Source organism: Candidatus Uabimicrobium helgolandensis (genome assembly GCF_041508025.1).
In the GTDB taxonomy this organism is placed as follows: domain Bacteria; phylum Planctomycetota; class Uabimicrobiia; order Uabimicrobiales; family Uabimicrobiaceae; genus Uabimicrobium; species Uabimicrobium helgolandensis.
Map to the genome: position 1 here is coordinate 7,293,667 of NZ_CP165719.1, position 23,372 is coordinate 7,317,038.

Here is a 23,372-nt window from a genome sequence, read left to right on the forward strand (position 1 = left end):
TTTTACAGAAAAACCTTTAATATAAGATGTCTTCCAAAAAACATCCGTCATGTTCTTCTATACAGTCTTCACAACAAAGAACTTCTCTTTGTTCTTGGGAACAATCAATACAAATGAACTTTGCCACTTCTTTTTTACTTTTTTCCTTACACATAGAGCAATATTTATAATTTGGTTTATTACGCCCTGTTTCTACTGGATATAGTTCTTTTTTCTTTGGCTCAAAAATGTCTTGTAATTCAATAACATGCTCTATCCAATCCCCAAAATCATAGACATATTTTAATCGATCACCTACTTGCATATCTAACGTTGCAATAGGAATCTCTGCTCCATCTCCTTCGCCAAAAGGATTGATATTCGCCAACTCTATTTCGCGGTAACGCTTGCGTTTATTTTTTCCACGCTGGGTACATTTCCAAAAACCTGCCATATGATCAAAATCGCGTTGAAAAAACTCCATCATACAATCGTTAAGGTCTGCTAAAGTATTTATTCCCTGAATTTGAAAAGAGCGCCAGATTGTATCTTCGTACTTAAGAAATGCCTTGAAGCAATAAACTTTATCCCCTTCCTTTTTATCTAAAGCGTATTCTTCTTCATTTTCCTCAGATATCCATCCAAATCGCGTATTTTCTATGTATTGAATACAAAAATCATCGAACATCATACGACCATCATCAATTAAAATATCTTGCCAGTACTTGCATGGTAGTTTATTCTCTTTTTTCAAAAGATAATATGCTGTTGGTATAGTCCTGTATATATTTATATGTTCCTTGCTGGCTTTCTCTAACATGCCAAACACAATATCAGCAAATCGTTGGTTATTCTCTTTATTAATTCCCTCTAATGTTTTCACTTCTAGAGAAAAACAATGTTTATTCCAATCGACAATTGTAATCAAAATGATATTTTTATTTGTTATTTCATTTTCTTTAAACCATGATTCTAAGCTATACCCTATAATTTCACTAGGCATAAATAAATCGAGTGGACTTTGTTTTTTAAGCTCTATTGTTGTTTCTTCATAATCTAATTTTCGATGAGATGCGTCCAGCAACTGCACTTTCTTTTTTCCATACCAATTAGTAAAAGAAGAAAAAACTACTGGTAAAAGTACGCCTTGTTGTAAAAATTCGTCAAACGTTATATAGTACTGGACTCCCTCCATCGCAACTTTTAAAGGTACAACAGTATGTAAATCTTCAAATATCAGCAATTCCCCATCTAACTCGCGCAAATAAGAACGAATAGCTTTTTTAGGATCTTTTGCTGTGGGTGTATATTTTTTTAGTACTTTTGCAACTAGTTCATCTGCTTTTACTGGTGCAATTATTGAACTAAGAATTTTTTTTACAATCTGCTTGCGTGAGGGTTGTTTTCTTTTTGCCATTTGTTACTTTCCCAAGATCTGTATCCTTAGTTTATGATTGTAATTTTTATGTGCTCCACTTTTCCGCCATATAAATAATACGTAAAATCTCTTTATTTATAAGCTGTGCACGGATTTCGCCAATTCCTTTTATGTCTTTTAATGAATCAGTGGAAGCGTCACGAATAGCGCTGAATGCTCCAAGGCTTTCTACTAAATTTTTGATAATTGCACTTGATAGACGCGGAATCATAGACAATATGCGATAGCCACGTGGTGCAATAGCATCAATATAACTATTAATATCTCGTGGAAATCCCATTGCTAAACTGATATTACCACCATTGAGCAGTGCTTGGTCATCTAATTTTTGTAGGCGTTTTAGTACATCTTCTTCCGTGCGTTTGTCGCTTTTATAGTAATCGCGTATCACTAGGAAACCGTTTTCAATAACTTTTTCTTGCTCGGGAGAATTTAGGTGAAGTGAAACAACTTCGTTACCAAGTTCTATACGGTGCCTATCAAGTTCTACTTTTGTACGCCGTGCCATTTCACTATACTGTATTGCGGTAATAACATCCACCAAACTCACATTCTCTCTTATTTCCCCTAGATGAAGTTTTTGTATAGCCACAATCAATGATTTTATGTGTCTTTCTAAAGCCAACATTGTTTGATTAGCGCTAGAAATAAGTATAGGAACACTGCGAAACATATATTTTTGGTTGTTAGCATAAAGGTGCAATGTTTTGCGACGTTCTGAAATTGTAACCACAATTTTATTTGTTTGTTTGGAAAATCGTTCTCCCGTTTGATGACGAATTCCTGTTTCTTCAGATGAATATTCGTAATCAGGTACAAGGTTGGCGTTAGCACATACAATACGCTTTAAATCTTCTGAGATAATAATAGCCCCATCCATCTTTGCCAACTCAAAAAGACGCATAGGAGTATATTCACAATCTAAATGAAAACCACCTTTTGTTAGAGCTAAAACTTCAGGCAAATCACTTAGCACAATAAGACTACCTAGACCACCTTGCAAAATAAGGTTTACGCCATCTCGAAGTGGAGTTCCTGGTGAAAGAAGCTTAACCGCCGTTAGTAACTCCTCATCATCATTTATAGAATGTTCCATTAATATTACTTCCTATCTGAATTACTGTTCAATTGCTGTGGTTACAATCATACTCTATTTAAAATCTTACAATATTTTTAAAACACTGACCACTCATATTCTCATTGTAATTTCTGAAACTCTCAAAAATAAGTATAGAAAGTTGTCACTTCCAATACTGGAAGTAAGCAAAGAATACAAAAATAATAATAGAATTTCTAAATTTTTAGAGCCCTTTGCGGTTTACAAAATTTGTGTTATGTTAGTAATGCCCCACAACAAAAAATTCTTTCAAAAGAGACAACATATTTAATATATACGCATTTAAAACGATCTAAGTGAGTTAAAAATGAAAAAAAATGCCTTTTTGTGTTTTATTTTAGAAACTATTCATCCCAATTTAGCAATACAAGATTCTAACTTGGATTTTCCTGAATATTTCGATAGCAAAATATCGAAGCAACAAACCCAAATGACTGATAATTGGTTTATTGAATTTCTTATTCTACAGCAATACGAACAAACAAAAATTGTAGAACAAAAAAATTTAGTGGCTTGGTTTTATCAAAACATGCATCGATTTAATAAACACAAAAACTATCTCAGTTTAGTTGACTGCAAAATATTGACAGAGGAAGAAGCCAAAAACATTGCATCACAAATGCTAAAAGATGAACTCCTCTCTATCGAACAGATGAAATTATTTTTACAGTCAACTCTAAGAAAAAACCCACTTGTTCATTTTCCGGAAAAAACCACTTTGAAACAAACTTTACCTTACTTCCAAAAATTTATACAAAGAGTAGATGCTTACACAAAAAATCAAAGAAAGGATCATAAAAAATTTGGGCACTACCGCATTTTATCGGAACTTGGGCGAGGAGGAATGGGAGTTGTACATAAGGCAATAGATACAAAGCTAAATCGATTTGTAGCGCTCAAGGTTATTACAAATCCAAATATTGACCACAGTGGAATAAAGAGATTTTTGCAAGAAATCAAAGCGATTACTGTACTACAACACCCTAATATTATTCAACTGTATGATAGCGGCCAGGAGCCTCAAATGTATTTTGTCATGGAATATATTGAAGGGGTAAGCCTTGCTCAAAAAATGAATGAAAAACAAATAGAGTTTCAAGACTCTGTTAACATCATTATGAAAATTTGTTCTGCGCTAGAAATAGTTCATAATAAAAAAATAATTCATCGCGATATAAAACCAGATAATGTTATGTTAACTCTAAATAGCGAACCAAAGTTAATGGATTTTGGCCTAGCCAAAATGGTAGACGAAAAAAATAGTCTATCTCAACAAGGAGATATACTGGGTACGCCTTTTTACATGTCGCCAGAGCAAGCACTGTGCAAACCTGTAGATGAAAGAACAGATGTCTATTCCACAGGAGCAACTCTTTATGAAATGTTAACTGGAAGACCTCCTGTTCAAGGAAATCTGTATGTGCAAATTGCTTACAATGTAGTTAGTAGAGAACCTATTTTGCCAAGAACTCTAAATCCCGATATTCCAAAAGAACTAGAACTTATATGCTTAAAATGCCTAGACAAATCTCCGGCCAAACGTTACCAATCAGCACAAGAATTACACACTGACTTAGAAAATTATCTAAATGGAAAACCTATATCTATTCGTTTAGAGTCTTTGTATCGTTTAAAAAAATGGTATATTCGCAACAAACTACTTTCGTTAGTCATTTCTATTTTAGTTTGCTTTATCGCTGTAATTGCTTGGTTTTCTTATGATAAAGAAAGAATAAATCAACAACTACAACAACAAAAAAAAGAAAAAGAAGTCGCTTTAAAACATGCAGAGAAGCAACTTACAAAAGCTCACATTAAAATGGCAGAATACCACTTCTATCAAAAAACAATGCACCAAGCCAATCAAGAAATAAATACAGCGAAATCCATCACCCAAAATAAATCTAAAAAACTCAAAGAATACCTTTATTACTTCCAAAAATATTCTGTAGAACCCAACATTCCGCAAAAAAAACGAGAATATACTTTCCCGCCTAACGCTAAATTATTTCCTCAATTAAACGAAAACTACCTAAGTATGATTGCAACAGGAAAAACCTATATATGGAAATACTCGTCGTTAAAAAAAAATAAAGGAAACTTGGACACAGGAAATGCAATTACATTTCCTTTCTATAAACAGAAAGCATTCTACAAAAATACCGTGACTTTTTGTGATATAGATTATTTAGTAAAAGTAAATCTCGATACGATGCAACAACAAAAATACCATTTGCCAGGCGTTGAAAAGTGTTACCAAATGGCTTATTCTCACAACTATGTTGCCGTAGGATTTCGCGAAGAAATGTGGATATACGATTTAACAAATAAGAAAAAATTTGTTTTTCCAACAGGCCGTAAAAGATCCGCTGAAAATGTTCCTTTAATTTTTTCACAAGACGGAACTTTACTTTTAGGCCGCTTAACTACGCATATTGGTATTTGGAGACTAATCAATAAATCGCAGTGGAAAGTACAAAAACAATCTTTTAATTTCCTAGGAAAAAAAATGTACTGTTTAGCAATGTCTTCACAAAAAAATCAGATTCTTTACGGTGATCAAAAAGGAAATATAAACATCATAGAAGGGAAAAATGCTTTTGCTGATAACTTAACAATATCATCTGTAGGTCAACATTCTTATAAAGTGAATGGCATTTATTATAACAAAACAAGTCGCCTATTTGTTTCTGTAAGCAGAGGTTTTATCATTTGGGATGCTATTTCTAAAAAAATTCTAGCACAGCATCGAGATTCTGAGGTTTCGAATATTTTTGATGTCAATTTTAACAAGAACGAAGTGGTTTTATTAGTGCGTAAAAAAGGTAAACTCGTTGCTCAATTTTGGGCAATTGAACAAAAAGTAACCCCTTTACATTTGCAAGACCAAAAGGAAGTAATAACTCTTTTACTAAGTCAAGTTGGTTCGGCATCTTTTCTCGATAGTCGCATTAGAATCAGTCCACAAAAAAAGTATGCGGGCATCACATATAAAGCGGCCATTTCTATTTGGGAACGGGAAACAAATAAAAACAAAGCCCGAATTGATTATGATATGGTGCATATTTCAGATTATCAATTTAGCCATAATGAAAAATACATAATAGTATCTTATGCCAAAGGCAGGATTGTTGTTTTTGACATAACAAACTTAAAGATAGTAATAGATTTGAAAAAACACATCAACGGAGAATACTACCAAGAATCAGCTGTTGCATTTTCTCCTGACGATAAGAATATATTCTTTTCTATTAAAACTAAAAAGGGATTTTTTCTTTTTAATTACAACATCGTTAGAAAAAAAATAGCACAAAAAATAAAGCTTAAAAGCGAAATAAGCTTTTGCAAGCTAAGACAAAAAACGCAACTTGTTGTAGGTGACTTTGAAGGCCGTGTTCATCTTTTTTCGATTAAGAACAACCTTCTAACAAAATCATCAATGATTGATACAGATCTCCGCGAGCGAATCAAACAAGTACTGCTTACTAAAAACGGCAACAAAGTACTAATTGTAATTGATAAATATAAACAAGTAAAAATTTACAAAAAAGAAAACCCAAAATACATTCTAGATCGGATATTACCATTAAAAGAATCTTACACATTCTCTAGTTTTTCACCAAACGAAGAGTATTTAGCAATGCAACTACTAGATAAATTTTATTTATATAATCTAAAACATGATTTTAAAATAGAAGTGGCTCCCGGCTACTCAAAAGAGGGCTTAGCAACTATTTCTAAAGATTGGAGTTTACTTGTTTTTCCATCAGCAACAGGAATGCTTACCTACGATTTAAATTTTAAGTAAACTTCGGCTTCATATTTATCCCTTTTTTATTGGAGCGTGTCCATATCAATTTCTTTACAAATTTCATCAATATAACTTTGAGGAAGATCTTGCTCTTTAGCTCCGGCAACAACTATTTCAAAATAACCAACAGATGGCGCAACTACATCAGAAAAAACACTTTCTGAAATATAAGTAATCGCTCTCGTTTTGTTGCCCTCAGCGTCTTCGATTGTCACAACAACTTGGCTATAACCACCCTCGTAGCGATCTAATAAGGAAAGTGCATTTTTATCTATTTCATAGCAAACGCCCCAAACAGTAGAATCTTCTTTCTTCAATATGTTCGCCTTAGATGTGCCATCTTTCCCTTTTTTATTAAATTTAAATTCATAATCGACAAGATGTCCAATAAAAGAATTGTGAATTTTGGGGGAATCATGACCTTCGCCAAATCGTTTTAACAACCGCGAAAATTTCAAATTACTTCCATAGGCAAAATAAAGTACATGTTCTATTCCACAAAGATCATCCATTTTACGAATAAAATTTTGCCTTCTTTTCATGTTAACTAAGAGCTCATTTTTATAGTTTTCTATAAAACAAATAAGAGCTTCTTGAAAATTTGTTCGGTAAATAATCATGTTGCCTTTATCTAACTCTTTTACCAGATTACTACTACTTCTAGCACGTATTTTTGAGGTTTCCTTGGTTTGCGCTTCATGCAACAAACCACAGCGAATATGACTATAAAAATTTGCAGCTAACTTCTCTGAAAATTGTTCGTTAAAAGGTGCATGTCCTAGTAAAAAATCTTTAAATAATTGACGGCTACTCCTATATTCATACAGCCAAAGATTATCTCTCTTTACTGTATAGATTTTTCCTTGGTAGAACGCTTCAAGAAATTCGATTAAAATACACTGTATCGCAACAACGGTAAATCCTTCACCTTGCATCAGATCCTTTTCGAGAATAGATGTTATCGGATTTAAAAATCGCGTTTGAATCCGAGAATAAAAGATATCAAATGCTGCATTCCATTCTTGTAATGGAAGCTCTTTCATGTTTTTTAATAAAATCGTTCTTAGATTTTTCCACTCTTCTACAGTTATATTTCCTGAAATTTTTGTATTGTCATTAATATTTTTTCCCATGAGCATCTCTCAAATAAGTTTTAGTATTTTATAAAGGCTTTTCAAAATAATTGGGCTGTCATCAGTTAAAACATTATACTAAAAATTCATGACTGTGGCTATGACCCTAGTCGTGATCGTAATCATAACCAATCAGTTGCGATTTCTTTTTCAAGAAATACTTAAAATATTCGGTTACGGACAGGGTCACGACTACCGCTACGATTACGATAGTTATAAATATCTAATTGATCATACACCTTAGATATGTTGATATTCAAAATAGAAAACAACCACTCATATCACAGTCTATATTTTTATTGCTAAATTGTACGTGTATTATTTTTTAAATATCGACAACCTGCTCAATCAATATTAGTTTATTACAAAAAATCACTTATTTGAATCGAAAAATAGCTATTCTAAAATAACGTCCTTTAATATTTATTTTAAAAATTTACGAACCTATTTGTTTTTTGTGTCTCTTTAATAATAGATAAGTTAATTCCACACTAAATATAGGAGATCAAAATGAATGCATTAGATAACGTTCGCGAAGCAGCTTTAAATAAAATAGATGAAGCAGAAAAAAATTTTAAAAGATGGCTAATTGGTGCGGGTTTTTTTGAAGGACTACTGTTAGTAGCTTATTTTTTCTGTATGAATATACACAATCGTTTACATTGGTTAATATTAATTGCCGCTCTACTTACATATGGAACATTGTGCTTTGTGCTTTTTTCACTTAAGAGTTATATTAATCTTTGTAATATTCGCATACTTAAAGCTATTCAAGCTCAAAGTAATATACTAATTCAAGGTAGTAGTGATGACAGTGCATCAAAATGAAATGCTTATTTCTCTTGCACAAACAGGTGATCGCGACGCCCTTAACAAACTATTTATACAAATCCAGCAACCTATCTTTCGTTATTTAAAAACACTGACAAAAGACAACACTCTTGCAGAGGATTTATTACAGGAAGTATTTATTGTCATCTTTAAAAAATTATGGTTGCTCAAAGAGCCAAAAGCTTTTGTCTCTTGGACATACCGTATTGCAAATCGCATTGCAGTAAAACGTTTAAAAAAAGAAAAAAGCAGTAAAATTTTATTCCAAAGTGATTGGCTACAGCAACAGGAACAACAAGAAACTCATTGTATCGAATTTTTAGGACAAATAGATGTTATAAATGCTATAGAACAAACTTCTTCTGCAAGTCGTCCGGTTCTTTTTTTGAGATTTGTAGAAGAAAAATCACTCAAAGAAATTGCCGCAATATTAGAAATTCCTTTAGGAACCGTAAAATCTAGATTATTTAGTGGCATAGCTCAACTGAAAAAACATGAGAATACACAACTAAAGTAAGTTATAATTTATCATTAAATTATTTTACAATATTATATATATAGGGAGTGTTGACATTTAAATTTTACAAAAGTAGTAAAGTTGATCCTGATATCGATCCGATCCTGGTCCTGTTTTCGAAAATAAAGAACCTTGTCTGTTTTGTTAAGTTATCTTTACAGTTTTTCCGGTTTGTTTTGATCACTATTTGCAACAGCCTCTATCGCACAGTGCTAGCAAAATGTTAAAAAATCGGGATTGGGAACAGGATCGGGGTCAAAAGTTTATATTTTAAAAGACTAAGCTCGATTATTTGAGTTATTTTTCTAAATGTCGACACGCCCTAATCGAAAAAAACAAGATATAACATTTCCCAGAAAGAACATCTATGAATATACTCATTCTCGGCGGTAATCGATTTTTTGGCAAAAAATTAGCTAAGTTGTTAGTAGAAGATAATCACCAAGTTACTTTACTCAATCGTGGAAAAACCGACGATAACTTAGGAGATAAAGTAAGCCGTATTAAGTGTGACCGCAATAACTTTGAAGAAATGCAGACAAAGCTTGGAGAGACAACGTGGGACATTGTTTTTGATCAAATTTGTTACACATACATTCACGCACAACAAGCAACACAATTATTTAATGGAAAAGCGAAAAAATATATTCATACATCCACCGTTTCTGTTTACGATTATGGTGCAGACATAAAAGAAGAGTATTTTCAACCAAAAACACATCAATTTTCTGTAACCGCAACTGACCACACTAAGGAATATAAACAAGCCAAACGTCAAGCAGAAACAGCATTCTCACGATACGCTAATTTTCCCACTACCTTTGTTCGCATTCCTGTTGTTATTGGGAGCGATGACTACACAAAGCGTTTCGAATTTCACCTAAAGCGCATAAAAGACAATAATCCTATTTATTTTCCAAATATTAAGGCGCGCAAATCATTCATTACCTCCGACGATGCAGCAAAAGCATTATATTTCTTAGGAAAAAGTGAATTCACAGGTGCGATCAATGTTGCCAGTCCTAAGCCTCTTTCCCTACAACGTTTAGTTGAAATCATTGAGAAAAAATACAACAAGAAAGCGACACTGGCACAACAAGAACAAGGAGACTCTCATTCTCCCTATGGTATAGAAAATGATTGGTTTATAAATACCGATTTACTCCATAGCCTTGGTCTCAAACTATGCGATATTGAAAAATGGCTAATCGACTTTAGTTAGGTCATTGTAAATTGCAATTTGTATTATACAAAAAACCAATTTTGTTGTAATATCATGTAAGTGCATCCTTTTCTAGTGAAAGGAATTTATTATGTCACCAAAAATAATGATATTAGCTTTATGTGTTTTCCTTGCAATTGGTTGTAGCGAAAAAAGTTCTAACAACAATGCTTCTACTGATTCTGATGTAAAAAAAGTTGATACAAACGTTGAACCAGTAATAGAAGAAAATACTGCTGCTGTTGAAAACAATACAAATGCAAAAGCAACACCAACAATGCTAGTTTTAGAGGTTGAAGGCATGACCTGAGGCGTCAACTGTGCTCCTCGCGTTGCGAAGATCTTAGAAAAAGTTGAAGGTGTAGAAAAAGTTGAAGTTGATTTTGATACAAAGAAAGCTACAGTAACAGGTAAGGTCGATGGCAAAACACTCATCGAAGCTCTAAAGAAAAGCGAAAGATACACCGGAGAACTATCTAATTAATTTAAATTTATAATTACAATACGAGGATGCGCTCAAAAAACTCCAGTAAAATTTAATTTTGCTGGAGTTTTTCTGTAGGTGCCAACATTATCTTCCTAAGTGAGAAAAAATGACAGACTTAACTTGGTGCATTGCAAACGAAACACAAGGACGATGCCTTCACGATGCTATTATTTCTAACATAGAAGAAAAATTATCTTTATTAGAAATAACAGTTACGCGTATGGGCTGGGAAAAAAGAGAACAAAGGCCAATTCCCAGATATAAATCATTAGTACTATTTAAACATTTCACTAGTCACAAACTAGTTACATGTTGGACAACAACTCCGCGAAAAAAAAAGCCCTGCCAACCTACTAATTTATGGGAAATAAAAAAAGTTCAAAGATTCCAACATGGTATCGTATTAGTATGTGTCTACGGCCCTGATATTATCGTTTATGGAAATAAAACAACAATAGAAATTATTGACAAAGAAGCTGTACAATCAAATCCGAAAAAAATGATTGTCGATACTAGCGGACAGCTATTGTAAAGTACTTTACAAAATAAGAAAATTATTTAAGTATTGGAGCACTAATGATGAAAAATATAGTAATTGTGTTGTTCTTCACGTTATTAATACATGCAGAAAACGAACGTGTAATCTCTTTTACTCAAAATCCATTTAAAAACACATTTATCAAAGAAAAATGGAATTCTCCTGATAAGCAGCCGTGGCAATGGCAGCAATCTCAACCATATATTCGCTCTAGTAATATATCAGCTTTACAAAGTAGCTCTTGTGAATTTAATTTTAGTGCTGATGAGGGATATATCGAAATATCCTTTTTCACTAATTTGCGCGGAAAAGAACAGACTTTCACAATTTCATTAGACAACAAACAAAAAAAATCATTTTCAGGTATTCAAAATCACACAGTACGTTTTAAAACATCGTTGGGTCCGCATATTTTAAAATTTGTATTTCGCAAAGCAGCGCGCTCTCGTGGTGGCGGATACTCCACAATAAGTAAAATTCGCTACAAACCTATTATCAAAAATATTTTACACCACACGACCTATCATTCAGACGCCAAGTCTGATGTTTCTTGGGGAAATAATGACAACGTAGCGCAATCTTTTGAGATGATATCCATATTCGTCCCTGTAAAATCGACTCAAGATATCAATAAACTACAATATAAAATTGAACTACCAAAAAATACAGTTGGCATAATTCACAGCAAAACCACCTGGAAAGCCAAAAAAGACAAGACCATAACAATTCATTTCTCTTTACTTGCCAACGGACATTTTCGTAAAGATAGCATGAATATAAATATTGCATTTATCTCCTACGGCGTAACATTAGCCAAAATACATTATTCTGTTCCGTTTGAATATATAGATCCTGCACGCGCTTTTCTAGAAAAAGAAACGGTAATTAAAAGTAAAAAATTTGACTTTTCCTCTGTAAAACAATTAGATTCTTTTCTGCGCCAATTTCCCAAGTCTGAGTTAACGCCAATTGTTTTTTCTTTAAGACTCGAGTGCTGCCGCAAAATTCGCGATGCTTCCTTAGCAAAAAACCAAAACGAGACAAACCATCAATTACGCGAAAAAAATATACTCAGCGCAATAAACAGTTATCTTACATTTATTGAGAAATATCCAGAAAGACTACTAACAAAAATTGCTATTCACGAAGTGTTTCAACTTTATACAAAAATAAATCGTATCTCTTTCTACTACAATTTTGTAGAACGATTTCCCCACAGTGAACAAAGTATCGTTGCTCTTGAACATATCAAAGCCCTAATGTATAAAATAGTTTGTACTAAAAATACCATCGAAGCTTACGATAATTTTATCGAAATGTATCCAGAGGCATCGCTTTTTACTCAAAAATGCTGCCAGTTTGCACTACAAAAAGCTTTAAATAAAGAAAAAAGGCTTATCCAAGATTTTTCGCAAAAAATAACAACAAAAGACAAATACATTCAACAACTAATTACCCAATCTTCTCGCGCAAAAAGAGCGAATGAATTAATAAATAAATGGTTAAAACTTACTAGTGAGCTAAAAAACATGAGTAGTGATAACCATTTATTTATTACAGGTGTACGTATCCAAAGAATCAAAACAATATTAGTTAAAATGTATCAAGACACAAGCGCAATATCAACGCTCCTTATCATGGAAAAACTAGAAGAAATTACTAAAATTAATAAAGAAATAAAAAATCTACAACTCAGTTTACACAACAAGAATTTGCAAAAAATAGAAAGTTATTTTAGTGCACTACAACAACACTTAGATAACAGTTTCTCTAAAACAAACGATAAAATAACAACACTCCACAAATCAGTACAAGATCTCAAAAAAAGTCTGCAATTCATACACCTAGACATAAATGCAAAACTCTCTACAATAGATCAAAAAATTAACACTGGTTTTTCCAGCATTCATCATCGATTAAAAAACATTCAACAGCAGCTAGGCATCCATTCTGATACTACAACAAAGTATTTAATGCTACTACACTACAATTTAGATAATGTAAATAAGCAAATCATAAGTGCCAATGGTAATATTGTAGAGCTAAGTAAGAACAACGATGACTTCATGCGTCAACATCTTAATTTATTAAAAGCAGTACAACAAAACGGCAAAATTCTAGATGGTTGGCAAAAATATGAAAAAAACTCTTCCTTAAAAACGGCAGTAAGTAAAACAGTGGTAAATTTCATCGGAGAAACAATCCAATCCATACCAGTTGTTGGGCCAATAACCAAACGTCTAACAGCACCTTTTATTAAATGGATTGGTGATAAAGCAGGAGACCAAGCAACTTCGTTATGGGCAAGTATATTTTAGAACGTTATATTAGAAAATCTACGGTGATTAATTCGTTTAGTCTTATACATTAGGGCGTGTCGACATTTAACTTTCCAGCAAATTCGGCACTTTCGAATACGACCTTCGTTGTTTTTTCGTTATATAACGAAAACTATGCGCCTTAAAACGCCTCGCTATTATCCAAAATTACTCGAATTTCAAAAAAACCTAAATGTCGACATGCCCTAGAAACAATCCAAAAAAATAAAGGATTAATTTTTAATGAAAAGTAAGACGTTAACAACAATAGATAATGGTACAGTCTACAGAGGATGCACTTTTTATGTAAAAACGGGCATAGAAAATGTTTCTAACTGTACTTTTGAGAATTGTAGTTTTAGAGGGCTTGGAGTTTCTGTAACTATGATTGATAGCTGTCAATTTATTAATTGCAATTTTGTTATGCTACGAATCCGAGATGTAAAAAAAGTAAAATTTTCGAATTGCTATATTGAAACTCTTAGTATTCAAGAAACTAAAATGTTTAGTCTTCCAGCATGGGTAGATGACTTTTCTTTTCTTGAGGGGATTTCTCATGTCGATAATTTGTCTCTTTATCATACAAATATTCAACAAGGGAGTTTGAAATATCTCAAAGGATTAGGTCTAAAGCACTTATATTTGCACTGTCCTGAAGGAGATAGTTTAGGGTTCTCTGACCTCTGTAAATGTCCAACCTTAGAAACTCTTAGCATTGATGGCTCCTACGACGCGTATCTCCCTGCAGAAGAATCAATTCTATTGGCAAACTTACCTAATCTACAAGAACTTAATCTCATAAACATAGAAATAGAGGAAGTAATGCACTTTGAGGGTTTGTTAGGTTTAAGAAAACTTAACCTTTCTGAAAGTGGCATAGATGGCCAAGTTTTGAGTGCTATTAAAAATTTAGTTAATCTAAAAGCGCTAGACATAAGCAATAATGATGTAGGAGATGAAGATCTACAATGCTTACAATCACTAATAAATTTAGAAATCTTAAACCTAAACGAAACAAATCTAAGTCATCAAGGTTTGCAGTTCATCAAGAACTTAAAAAAACTCAAAGAACTGAGCATTGCTATTTCGGATTTACGAGGAAATTTTTTAGAACAACTGACAAATTTGACAAACTTAGAAAAAATAGATATAGAAGAGACAAAAATCGACGATGTCAATATTTTCAAAAAATTTACCAAGTTAAAAGCTATCAATTTAAATTATATCAATTTAGATAGCAAACAATTATCGACTATTGGCTCTATTGAAACATTAGAAGAACTAGAATTGGACAACACAAAACTTGATAGTTCGCAGCTTTCCCATCTCCGAAATCTGCGTAATTTAAGAACACTATCTCTTTCCAAATTAAAAGTAACAGACGAATTGTCTATTTTGAAAAATTTTTCACATCTTGTAAATTTGAATGTCGCGAATACCAATATCAATAATAAGCATCTTGCTATTATTAAGCAATTGTCTCACTTAAGAATACTTAGTCTCACCGAGACGAAAATTGACAATGATGGTCTAGTTCATTTGAAAAATCTAACAGAACTTGTAGAGCTATCTTTAGTTTCTACTAAAATTACAGACGAAGGACTTATTCATCTCCAAGATTTGGAAAAACTCAAGGAATTACATCTAAACTACACAAAGGTTACAGGCTCTGGTTTAATGTCTTTGAATAATGTCAAACAGCTAGAGGTATTAGGAATTACCCGTACAAGAATAAACAGCAATGATGAGGAGTGTATCTACCGTCTACCTAACATGCGTCACTGTTATTTCGTGCCCATTCGGTGAGCACAGAATTTTAAAATTTTTTTGACGAAGAAAAGCAAAATTTGGTATCTGTATCTACCATAATTATTGCGCTAAATGATTTGAAAACGCACTCAAAAACTTGAAAACGCTTTAGAGAAGAGTAAGGCAAAATAATTCTTCGGAAGGTGTCCCAAGGCTATCACCCCTTGGGACTTGTACTTACTTTTCTGACTCGATTAAAGAATCAATAAAATCTCTTACAAAAGACTCAGATTTGTTGCCTGTGAAAGATTTATCTCCGGTTTTTCCTTTTGAAAATACGCGGATTGTGGGATATACACCGAAAAGATATTTCTTTAGTTCGCTATTTTTACTTGCATCTACTGTGGCGAGCAAAACTTGCTCGTCAGAATAACTGGTAGCGATTGTTGCCAGTTTTTTCTTTAATTTTTGGCACGCGCCTCACCACGATGCTGAAAATTTGACCATTACAGGCACTTGAGAACTTGCAATAAGCTCTTCAAATTCGCGAGCTGTTTGTAGTTCAATAAGTCCTTTTCGTACAGAAGCTTGTCTTGACATTTCTTTTTCACCAGAAACGATTTCGTCAATAAAACCTCTTACAAATGACTCCGACTTATTCCCTGTGAAAGACTTACCTCCCACCTTTCCTTTTGAAAATACGCGGATAGTTGGGTACACGCCGAAAAGATATTTTTTTAGTTCGCTATTTTTACTTGCATCTACTGTGGCGAGCAAAACTTGCTCGTCAGAATAACTGGTAGCGATTGTTGCCAGTTTTTTCTTTAATTTTTGGCAGGCGCCTCACCACGATGCTGAAAATTTAACCATTACAGGTACTTGTGAACTTGCAATAAGCTCTTCAAATTCGCGAGCTGTTTGTAGTTCAATAAGACCTTTTCGTAAAGAAGCTTGCCTTGCTGTTTCTTTATTTTTAGAAACAACACCATCAATAAAACTTCTTACAAATGACTCTGACTTGTTCCCTGTGAAAGACTCACCACCCATTTTTCCTTTTGTGAATACGCGGATAGTTGGGTATACACCGAGAAGATATTTCTTTAATTCGCTATTTTTACTTGCGTCTACTGTGGCGAGCAAAACTTGCTCGTCAGAATAACTGGTAGCGATTGTTGCCAGTTTTTTCTTTAATTTTTGGCAGGCGCCTCACCACGATGCTGAAAATTTTACAATTACTGGTACTTGTGAATTTTTCACAAGATTTTCAAATTCTTGGGCTGTTTGTAACTCGTATAATTGCCCACGAATTGCAGCAGGAGAAGCATCTACACCTGAATTTATCACGCCATCAATAAAATCAACTAGAAAACTTTCTGACTTGCCACCTACAAAAGAAGCTCCGCCAACTTTTCCTTTAGAAAAAGTACGAACGGTAGGGTATCCACCTTGTAAGTAACTCTTTAATTCGCTGTTTACATACGCATCAATAGTAGCGATCAAAACTTGATCATCTGAGTAGTTGGTAGCGACATTTTCCAACTTCTGCTTCAGAGTTTGGCACGCGCCTCACCAATAAGCAGAAAACTTAACAATTACAGGAACTTGAGATTCTTTGATAAGTTTCTCAAAGTCCTTTGTATTGTCAAGCACTTTTAATTCAGCTGTCAATGTGTTAGCAAAAAATGCAACACAAAGTATAGCTATAAGTGTAAAAGCCTTTTTCATTAAGACTCTCCTTTTTAAAAGAAATAATTTTTTTACGAAGACGCAAGTGCGCCTTATAAAATATAGTACACAAAATAAATTATTTTACCTAATCATTTCTAAATTTTTATAGCGCATGCCAATACGCCAACAGCCTACTCCTCAGTAATTTATATTAATTTTTATATAAAAATCAACTGTTTGAGATTATAATACAACTTTAAAACGTAAAACAGGGTGTCAGCATTTATCTTTCCTATAATTTCGCACTTTTAGATATTAACTTTGTTGCTTTGAAAACGTAGAGCACAAAACTATTCGCTTTCAAAATGCCACTGCTTCTAAAATAGTTAATGTTACATAAAAACACAAAATGTCGACACGCTCTAGTTGAAATCGTAAGCGAAACACAGAAAGGAAACAAATATGGCTCTAATCGGCAACTATGTAATCTACGTTGTCATGGCGTGCGCAGTAGCAGGAGCAGTCGCTTCTATTTTTGATGATGAAAAAGGCCTAGGAAAAGAATTCAAAGAAGGTATCTACTCCATTGGTTATATTTTTCTACCAGTGGCTGGCATTATGGCGTCGATACCATACTTATCTTATTTTATAAAAATAGCTTTTGGGCCTATATTCACTTGGGTTGGAGCCGATCCATCTATAGCGGCCACTACTTTTATTGCCGTAGACATGGGAGGATATCAGCTTGCAGAGACTCTAGCACTCACAAAAGAAAGCTGGATTATGGCGATGACAACAGGATATATGGCTGGAGCAACTATTGTATTTTCCATACCTGTTGGTTTAGCAATGATAGAGAAAAAAGACCACAAATACATGGCTCTTGGAGTTATGGCTGGTATTCTCAGTATTCCTATTGGGGTCTTTGTTTCGTGTTCACTACTTGCAATCACATCTCCAACAATTTATTCTCAAGCTAATTCAACAGATCCTTACCAACTAGCCCTCACATTTTCGACTATATTTACAAATCTAATTCCACTTATTGTTGTTGTTTTGACCATTGCTTTGGGATTAAGATTTCTACCTGATCTTATGATCAAAAGTTTTCTTTGGTTTGGACGAATAATGAATGCGTGCATTACCTTAGTATTGGTATTCTCGATTGTAGAATATTTTACATTTGATAAAGTTATGCAAGGAGGCGGTTTCTTTTCTTATATTTTTGGAAGTTGGGGATTCGATCCGATTATCGCAGACGAAAAAGACCAATTTCGTGCTCTAGAGATTGCCGGATATATTGGAATCATGCTCTCTGGCGCTTTTCCAATGGTATATTTAATTCAAAAATACTTAGCAAAGCCAATGGATACTCTCGGAAAAAAAATAGGCATCGAAAGTGCAGGAGCTGCGGGTATTTTAGCATCTATAGCTAACATTTTAGCGATGTTTCGCCTTATAAAAGACATGTCCCCAAAAGATAAAGTTCTCAATATTGCTTTTGCAGTATGTGCCGCTTTTATGTTTGGTGACCATCTTGCTTTTACTGCCAATTTTCAGCCTAATTTAATCTTAGCGATTCTTTCAGGAAAATTTATTGGTGGAATATGTGGTTTTTTATTAGCTTACTGGCTATCAGTTCCCAAAGCACTACAACTAGAAAAATCAGTACATGAAGGAGAAAAAGAATGATAGATAAGGTCATTAAAGAAATCCCCCAGTGGCAAGGTAAAAAAATAAGCTACACTTCTCTTTCAGGTGGAATAACTAATCTCAATTACAAAGTTGATGTTGACGATGAATCATTTGTAGTTTGTATTAGCGGTGCAAAAACATCTCTTTTAGGAATTGATAGAGACCAAGAACGCACAATTAATGAAGCCACTGCAAAATTGGGAATCGCTCCGCAAGTAGTTCATTCTACAGACGACGGGCATTTAGTGACGCGCTTTATCGAAGGCAAGGCGTTCTCTGAAGAAGATGTGCGTATAGAAAAAAATATCGAACGCATTGCCAAAACCATTCGAAAATTTCATACACTCTCGGACTTCCCATGGAAATTCTGTTCGTTTCGTATGATTGAAAACTACGCAAAAACCGCCAAAGACCATGGAGCCCAATTTCCACCACAGTTTTCGCAAATGATTGAACAAATGAACAAAATCGAAAAAGCTCTTAGTAATCAACCCAAAAAACTCTGTTTGTGTCACAATGATTTGTTAAGCGGTAATTTCATTGACGATGGTACTATTAGAATTATAGATTGGGAATATGCAGGAGTAGGTGATCCCTTTTTTGATACCGCAAATTTTTCAACAAACCATGTATTCACAAATGAACACGACAAAATACTATTAAATCACTACTTAGGGAAAGAACCTTCAGACACAGACACAGCTCATCACAATTTAATGAAAATTATGTCGTATTTTCGCGAAGCGATGTGGGCACAAGTGCAAATGCAAATTTCCACTCTAGATGAAGATTTTGAAGCTTATAGAGATAAGCACTTTGATCGAATGAGTGATTGTATTGATAGTGAGAAATTTGAGGAGTATTTGAAGGCTGTCTCTTAATTTGATGGAATAACAATGACTCGACCTTCGTCGTAATCGCTTCAAAATAGCAATTAATTATAATCGTGATTACGGCGTCTATGTCACTTGCAAAATAAAAACTAACAAAAGTATATTTTTTCGTAGATAGCGCTCTAGCTTAAACAAATATGTTAAAGGAACAATAGTGTTTATTGTCAAAGTATCAAAAAAACATATTACAAATCCTTTTAACAAAGGTACAATTCTATCATTGCCGTTAATACGCATTGAGAAAAATTTATTACACAAAATAGTTGATTTTCGCTGGAAAAATAATCGCCTCATTTATGAAATGAATCATTGGTCAGTTCTAAGCGCTAACACCAATAAAAATAGCCTAAATGAAAAAAAAATAAAAGGTAAATGTTTAAGAATTGTACTTGGGGAAAGAATCTATCCTTTTGATGGTGGAGAACACTACGTACCATTTCATAACATTTCAGTGTATAATAATTTTGGACATTTTATAGCTGCTACCTCTTGGAAACGTTCGAGAAAATTAGTAGAAATAAAAAAAGCAACTATTCGCAGTCATCGGCCTTTTAGTATTCAATTAACTTATAATCCAGACTTGTTAGAGCACAATCCACTCCGCTGGTCAGGTAAAAACCTACAACTTAACTACTGCCAAATTTGTAACAGCAAGCAAAATCTGACACGTCATCATATTTGGCCATCTTGGCATCCTCGTTCCACATTGTCAGAAACTAAAAACTGTACTTATAATACAGCGATATTGTGCCAAAAATGTCATTCTCAAGCAGAAACATACTACCTCGAAACATTAGCGCTGGAATTGACTAATTTTAAAGCACAAGATCTAACAAAAATAAGCGAAAGTTACCAGGAGCTTGCTATTTCTCAAAATATTGATTTTACAAAAATATATACAAAATTCCTCAAAGTGAGCAATATCGGTAACTTTCTCTGAAAATAAAACATCTATCTTAAACATTTACCTATTCATATCCTCTAGGATCCGGTCCGTAACTATTGGGACCTATATTTCCACCAGCAATAAGCAAATAATACACAAATATAAAATTAAAAAACGGAATCAGTAAAATAACGGCGTAAGAGTTTGATTTACCCAGGTCATGCATTCTTCTTATATGAACACGCCAAATATAAACTAATATAAATGGAAAAGGTATATTCATTAGATACACCAATGTAATTTCGCCTACATAAACAAGTGCAAATGTACCAGCCATAAATAAACAAAAAATAAAATAAGCAAAAAATAACTCTCTTCTAGTAGCACGTCCTTCAGTAGAAAAACGCTTTTTTAAAAAGCTCTGCTCCATTTTTTTCTTCCGTTTCAGTCTCTAGGGTATTGTTTTTGTTTTTTAAAAAACGACCAATCTTCTGCTATTATAATAACTCTTTTATTAGAATAGGTGTCCATTAGTTAGGACCTATCACCAATTAAAACATTATACTAAGAATTCGTGACTGTGACCTTACTCGTAATCGTGATCATAGCGTCACGACTACCGCTACGATTACGATAGTTATTAGTATCTAATTGATGATACTCCTAATAATTATAAATTAAATTTAGAAAATATCCACATTCAAGTTTTGTTACATTCGCTGAAAAAGATAACTAGAATCAAAATTGATGTTTGCTTTGATCAAGCCTATTTGCACAAAAAATTTTCTCCCCTTATAATAGATATAGAAACAATCTCTAATTTTAAGGAAAAATACGATGAAATACATAAAATGTTGCTTAGTTCTACTTTTATCTCTAAATTGTACAATCGCAGCTCAAAGTTTCAAATTAGAGCAAAACTTGCCAGATTCAACTTTATTCATAGCATCGGTTCCAAATGGAAAAGCGGCAATCAGTGCCATAATGGAAACAGGATATGCAAAGCTAGCCTGTTCCGAAGAAATGCAACAAATTACTAATCCAATATGGGAATCATCTCAACAACATATTTCACCAATAATACAACAATTTAAAAAAATAACAGGCGCACTACCGCAAAACCTACTTTACATATTACAAGGAGAAATAAGTTTCGCGATAGTTGATTATTACCAAGGTATACACCATGGTCCTCCTTTTTTCATCGACGCAGTTATATCTATTTCTTTAGAAGGTAACTTCAAAAAAGGAAAAGAATTGGTACTAACACATCTAAATAATTTAGTGCCTAATGCGCCCACTGTTGAAATTGAAGGTAAGGAATTTTTTATTATAGAAAAATCTCCTATTTTTCTTGGATTTATTGAGCAATCTCTAATCATTGCAACAAGTGAAAGGAGAATATCTTCTTTACTTACTAAGAACATTGAGAAAACGCTTGTAAAAGACACATCTTATAACAAAATACGCAATCGTTCTCAAACAACGTTGTCTCTTTTTCACTTAAAAGTGAGTAACATCATAGAGAAGAAGGTTCGCGGTTTAAATTCTCTTATTTATCGATTGGGCTTACATGATACCAAAAGCATTAGTGGAAGTATTGGTGTACATAACAACAACTTTCGCTGCTCTTTTATTATTGAAACAACAGAAAATGAGAGAAAAGGTATTTTGAATTTCGTTCCAACCAAAAAGCTAAGCAATGATCTATTTTATGAAATTCCTAAAGATTCAGTTTACTACAAAGTATCAACTTTTGACTTATCAAAACTATTTGCTGAAATAGAACAACTTTCAACATCCTCTAGGCAACTGAAAAGCAAAGTAGAAAAAATGCTAAACATATCTTTGCAACAAGACCTAATAGATACTTTCGGCAAAGAAGCTGCAATGTTTATAGATGTATCTAGTGGTACTACCAACACAGTTGTCATTACAAAAATGTCAAATAGTGAGCGTTTCATTACAACAGTAAAAAAAATAACTAACCTATACCCAAATATCGAACTAAGAACGATCAACTATAACAAACAGTTAATCTACTACATTCACCTCAATAGCCCAAGCAAACAAGTAGAGAAACAAAGCCTACTCAATTTGGCTATGTTAATAAGAACAGGATTCCATTCTTTTTTTATAAAAGACAACAAAATGTACGCTTCCAACAGTACTTTAAGTTTAAAACGCTATATACACAATTCTCAAAAAAAAGCAAACGGCATAAATATAAAACTAGCCGAAAATCAAACAACATATTCGTACATTGACACTCCTCGCGGAATGAAATATATATACAACAATGCCACAAATATTCTAGAAAGCCTTGCGCCTTTTGTAAATCTCATTACAAACATCCCTCTAGATATAGACATAGCGAATTTACCACTTATCGAGGATTTTTCTGCAGACTTATATCCAACAATAACTACTATCACTAATAGTAAAAATGAAATAATATTAGAAACGAATGGAAGTGTACTAGGAGGAGTTATATCAACAATCTATTTTAGCTTTTCCTCCTTATATACGTTAGGACTCCAAGTAATGTCAGTACCTGAATTCAAAACTAAACTTTACGAAAAATTTAAATAACAAAAGATTATTCATAATTTTTCTCTTATCTTTTTCATTACACTTTCGAGATCTCTACAAATTTCAACATTGGTAAATCGAAGTATAATAAAACCTTCTCTTGTTAATTGCTTTTCTCGTGCATGATTGTAGAGACTACGAGGTGTGCGAATTTGGTCATCTATTTCCACAATAATTCGCTTTTCATAACAATAAAAAGCAACAACATAAGAAGGAAATGAGTGTTGTTTTCGAAATGTAGATCCTTGTCTTTTATTTCTCAGCTCTTTCCATAAAATATTTTCTGCAGCAGTTGAATTTTTACGTATTTTTCTTACTAAGTGTTTTAGTTTAGTATTCATGTTTTGTCCTTTTCCAAGAGAAATGTTTATTCTACCTCATGGTTCGACAAAACAGATTCAAAGGAAAATACGTAAGTTTTTTGACGAAACAACAGACAACATAGTTTCGAAATCAAGTCACCGTTCCATAGTTATGCGAAAAAAATGACATCTTTCA

At 33.3% G+C, this 23,372-nt stretch carries 18 protein-coding genes and 5 pseudogenes; 13 read left to right on the forward strand and 10 right to left on the reverse strand.

The annotated features are described in order from the left end of the window. Positions 1 to 16: 16 nt before the first annotated feature. Entirely contained in the window at positions 17 to 1,396 is a 1,380-nt protein-coding gene (locus tag UABHE_RS26970; protein WP_372366417.1) for a hypothetical protein, read from the reverse strand. 46 nt (positions 1,397 to 1,442) lie between these two features. After that, positions 1,443 to 2,513 (reverse strand): DNA integrity scanning diadenylate cyclase DisA, encoded by a 1,071-nt coding sequence (disA, locus tag UABHE_RS26975; protein WP_372366418.1) that lies wholly within the window; start codon positions 2,511 to 2,513, stop codon positions 1,443 to 1,445. Positions 2,514 to 2,841: 328 nt separating this feature from the next. Here disA and UABHE_RS26980 point away from each other — a divergent pair, with 328 nt between their 5' ends. Then, on the forward strand, positions 2,842 to 6,342 hold the full coding sequence (locus UABHE_RS26980; protein ID WP_372366419.1) for a protein kinase: 3,501 nt from the start codon (positions 2,842 to 2,844) through the stop codon (positions 6,340 to 6,342). A gap of 26 nt (positions 6,343 to 6,368) precedes the next feature. Here UABHE_RS26980 and UABHE_RS26985 read toward each other — a convergent pair whose 3' ends face one another. Next, the gene (locus tag UABHE_RS26985) at positions 6,369 to 7,478 is read right to left on the reverse strand and encodes a gamma-glutamylcyclotransferase family protein (RefSeq protein WP_372366420.1); all 1,110 of its coding nucleotides are present in this window, start codon (positions 7,476 to 7,478) and stop codon (positions 6,369 to 6,371) included. A 510-nt stretch (positions 7,479 to 7,988) separates the two neighbouring features. Here UABHE_RS26985 and UABHE_RS26990 point away from each other — a divergent pair. The 8 genes and pseudogenes from UABHE_RS26990 to UABHE_RS27025 all read left to right on the forward strand — a co-directional run bounded on the left by UABHE_RS26990 (position 7,989) and on the right by UABHE_RS27025 (position 15,197). Next, positions 7,989 to 8,306, forward strand: a complete 318-nt coding sequence (locus UABHE_RS26990) for a hypothetical protein (RefSeq protein WP_372366421.1) — start codon at positions 7,989 to 7,991, stop codon at positions 8,304 to 8,306. After that, positions 8,287 to 8,826 carry an RNA polymerase sigma factor gene (locus tag UABHE_RS26995; protein WP_372366422.1) on the forward strand — a complete coding sequence of 180 codons (540 nt, stop codon included), beginning with the start codon at positions 8,287 to 8,289 and terminating at the stop codon, positions 8,824 to 8,826. Before UABHE_RS26990 ends, UABHE_RS26995 begins: the two co-directional genes overlap by 20 nt. Before the next feature lie 367 nt (positions 8,827 to 9,193). Then, on the forward strand, positions 9,194 to 10,048 hold the full coding sequence (locus UABHE_RS27000) for an NAD-dependent epimerase/dehydratase family protein (RefSeq protein WP_372366423.1): 855 nt from the start codon (positions 9,194 to 9,196) through the stop codon (positions 10,046 to 10,048). Between the two features lie 91 nt (positions 10,049 to 10,139). Then, positions 10,140 to 10,358 (forward strand): hypothetical protein, encoded by a 219-nt coding sequence (locus UABHE_RS27005; protein WP_372366424.1) that lies wholly within the window; start codon positions 10,140 to 10,142, stop codon positions 10,356 to 10,358. Between the two features lie 18 nt (positions 10,359 to 10,376). After that, a pseudogene (locus UABHE_RS27010) lies at positions 10,377 to 10,532 on the forward strand (heavy metal-associated domain-containing protein); the annotation flags it as partial. A gap of 109 nt (positions 10,533 to 10,641) precedes the next feature. Continuing rightward, entirely contained in the window at positions 10,642 to 11,067 is a 426-nt protein-coding gene (locus UABHE_RS27015; RefSeq protein ID WP_372366425.1) for a hypothetical protein, read from the forward strand. 44 nt (positions 11,068 to 11,111) lie between these two features. Further along, positions 11,112 to 13,391 (forward strand): hypothetical protein, encoded by a 2,280-nt coding sequence (locus tag UABHE_RS27020; RefSeq protein WP_372366426.1) that lies wholly within the window; start codon positions 11,112 to 11,114, stop codon positions 13,389 to 13,391. A gap of 243 nt (positions 13,392 to 13,634) precedes the next feature. Next, on the forward strand, positions 13,635 to 15,197 hold the full coding sequence (locus tag UABHE_RS27025) for a leucine-rich repeat domain-containing protein (protein WP_372366427.1): 1,563 nt from the start codon (positions 13,635 to 13,637) through the stop codon (positions 15,195 to 15,197). 180 nt (positions 15,198 to 15,377) lie between these two features. On the opposite strand, the pseudogene UABHE_RS27030 reads toward UABHE_RS27025, so the two are convergent. The 5 genes and pseudogenes from UABHE_RS27030 to UABHE_RS27050 all read right to left on the reverse strand — a co-directional run. After that, a pseudogene (locus UABHE_RS27030) lies at positions 15,378 to 15,608 on the reverse strand (protein disulfide isomerase family protein); the annotation flags it as partial. A 12-nt stretch (positions 15,609 to 15,620) separates the two neighbouring features. Next, positions 15,621 to 15,971, reverse strand: a pseudogene (locus UABHE_RS27035) (hypothetical protein); the annotation flags it as partial. A gap of 12 nt (positions 15,972 to 15,983) precedes the next feature. Continuing rightward, positions 15,984 to 16,334 (reverse strand): annotated as a pseudogene (locus tag UABHE_RS27040) (thioredoxin domain-containing protein); the annotation flags it as partial. Between the two features lie 12 nt (positions 16,335 to 16,346). Beyond that, a pseudogene (locus UABHE_RS27045) lies at positions 16,347 to 16,694 on the reverse strand (hypothetical protein); the annotation flags it as partial. A gap of 12 nt (positions 16,695 to 16,706) precedes the next feature. Beyond that, a complete protein-coding gene (locus tag UABHE_RS27050; protein WP_372366428.1) occupies positions 16,707 to 16,865 on the reverse strand; it encodes a hypothetical protein in 159 nt (52 codons plus the stop codon). A gap of 405 nt (positions 16,866 to 17,270) precedes the next feature. On the opposite strand from UABHE_RS27050, the gene eutH reads away from it, so the two are divergent. The 3 genes from eutH (at position 17,271) to UABHE_RS27065 (ending at position 20,336) form a co-directional block, all read left to right on the forward strand. Beyond that, complete coding sequence (eutH, locus tag UABHE_RS27055; RefSeq protein ID WP_372366429.1) at positions 17,271 to 18,500, forward strand: ethanolamine utilization protein EutH; 1,230 nt, start codon at positions 17,271 to 17,273, stop codon at positions 18,498 to 18,500. Continuing rightward, positions 18,497 to 19,384 carry a phosphotransferase gene (locus UABHE_RS27060; protein WP_372366430.1) on the forward strand — a complete coding sequence of 296 codons (888 nt, stop codon included), beginning with the start codon at positions 18,497 to 18,499 and terminating at the stop codon, positions 19,382 to 19,384. Before eutH ends, UABHE_RS27060 begins: the two co-directional genes overlap by 4 nt. A 166-nt stretch (positions 19,385 to 19,550) precedes the next feature. Then, positions 19,551 to 20,336, forward strand: coding sequence for a hypothetical protein (locus UABHE_RS27065; RefSeq protein ID WP_372366431.1), 786 nt, complete (start codon positions 19,551 to 19,553; stop codon positions 20,334 to 20,336). Between the two features lie 28 nt (positions 20,337 to 20,364). On the opposite strand, the gene UABHE_RS27070 is transcribed toward UABHE_RS27065, so the two are convergent. Further along, entirely contained in the window at positions 20,365 to 20,712 is a 348-nt protein-coding gene (locus tag UABHE_RS27070) for a DUF805 domain-containing protein (protein WP_372366432.1), read from the reverse strand. 407 nt (positions 20,713 to 21,119) lie between these two features. Here UABHE_RS27070 and UABHE_RS27075 point away from each other — a divergent pair, with 407 nt between their 5' ends. Continuing rightward, on the forward strand, positions 21,120 to 22,874 hold the full coding sequence (locus UABHE_RS27075) for a hypothetical protein (RefSeq protein ID WP_372366433.1): 1,755 nt from the start codon (positions 21,120 to 21,122) through the stop codon (positions 22,872 to 22,874). 11 nt (positions 22,875 to 22,885) lie between these two features. On the opposite strand, the gene UABHE_RS27080 is transcribed toward UABHE_RS27075, so the two are convergent. Further along, positions 22,886 to 23,215, reverse strand: coding sequence for an endonuclease domain-containing protein (locus UABHE_RS27080; RefSeq protein WP_372366434.1), 330 nt, complete (start codon positions 23,213 to 23,215; stop codon positions 22,886 to 22,888). Between the last annotated feature and the right edge of the window lie 157 nt (positions 23,216 to 23,372).

Coding starts and splice junctions, on each gene's coding strand:
- UABHE_RS27050 (WP_372366428.1), bottom strand. CDS start 16,865: ATGAAAAAGGCTTTTACACTTATAGCTATACTTTGTGTTGCATTTTTT.
- disA (WP_372366418.1), bottom strand. CDS start 2,513: ATGGAACATTCTATAAATGATGATGAGGAGTTACTAACGGCGGTTAAG.
- UABHE_RS26980 (WP_372366419.1), top strand. CDS start 2,842: ATGAAAAAAAATGCCTTTTTGTGTTTTATTTTAGAAACTATTCATCCC.
- UABHE_RS27075 (WP_372366433.1), top strand. CDS start 21,120: ATGAAATACATAAAATGTTGCTTAGTTCTACTTTTATCTCTAAATTGT.
- UABHE_RS27020 (WP_372366426.1), top strand. CDS start 11,112: ATGATGAAAAATATAGTAATTGTGTTGTTCTTCACGTTATTAATACAT.
- eutH (WP_372366429.1), top strand. CDS start 17,271: ATGGCTCTAATCGGCAACTATGTAATCTACGTTGTCATGGCGTGCGCA.
- UABHE_RS26995 (WP_372366422.1), top strand. CDS start 8,287: ATGACAGTGCATCAAAATGAAATGCTTATTTCTCTTGCACAAACAGGT.
- UABHE_RS27015 (WP_372366425.1), top strand. CDS start 10,642: ATGACAGACTTAACTTGGTGCATTGCAAACGAAACACAAGGACGATGC.
- UABHE_RS26985 (WP_372366420.1), bottom strand. CDS start 7,478: ATGGGAAAAAATATTAATGACAATACAAAAATTTCAGGAAATATAACT.
- UABHE_RS26970 (WP_372366417.1), bottom strand. CDS start 1,396: ATGGCAAAAAGAAAACAACCCTCACGCAAGCAGATTGTAAAAAAAATT.
- UABHE_RS27025 (WP_372366427.1), top strand. CDS start 13,635: ATGAAAAGTAAGACGTTAACAACAATAGATAATGGTACAGTCTACAGA.
- UABHE_RS27070 (WP_372366432.1), bottom strand. CDS start 20,712: ATGGAGCAGAGCTTTTTAAAAAAGCGTTTTTCTACTGAAGGACGTGCT.
- UABHE_RS27060 (WP_372366430.1), top strand. CDS start 18,497: ATGATAGATAAGGTCATTAAAGAAATCCCCCAGTGGCAAGGTAAAAAA.
- UABHE_RS26990 (WP_372366421.1), top strand. CDS start 7,989: ATGAATGCATTAGATAACGTTCGCGAAGCAGCTTTAAATAAAATAGAT.
- UABHE_RS27000 (WP_372366423.1), top strand. CDS start 9,194: ATGAATATACTCATTCTCGGCGGTAATCGATTTTTTGGCAAAAAATTA.
- UABHE_RS27005 (WP_372366424.1), top strand. CDS start 10,140: ATGTCACCAAAAATAATGATATTAGCTTTATGTGTTTTCCTTGCAATT.
- UABHE_RS27080 (WP_372366434.1), bottom strand. CDS start 23,215: ATGAATACTAAACTAAAACACTTAGTAAGAAAAATACGTAAAAATTCA.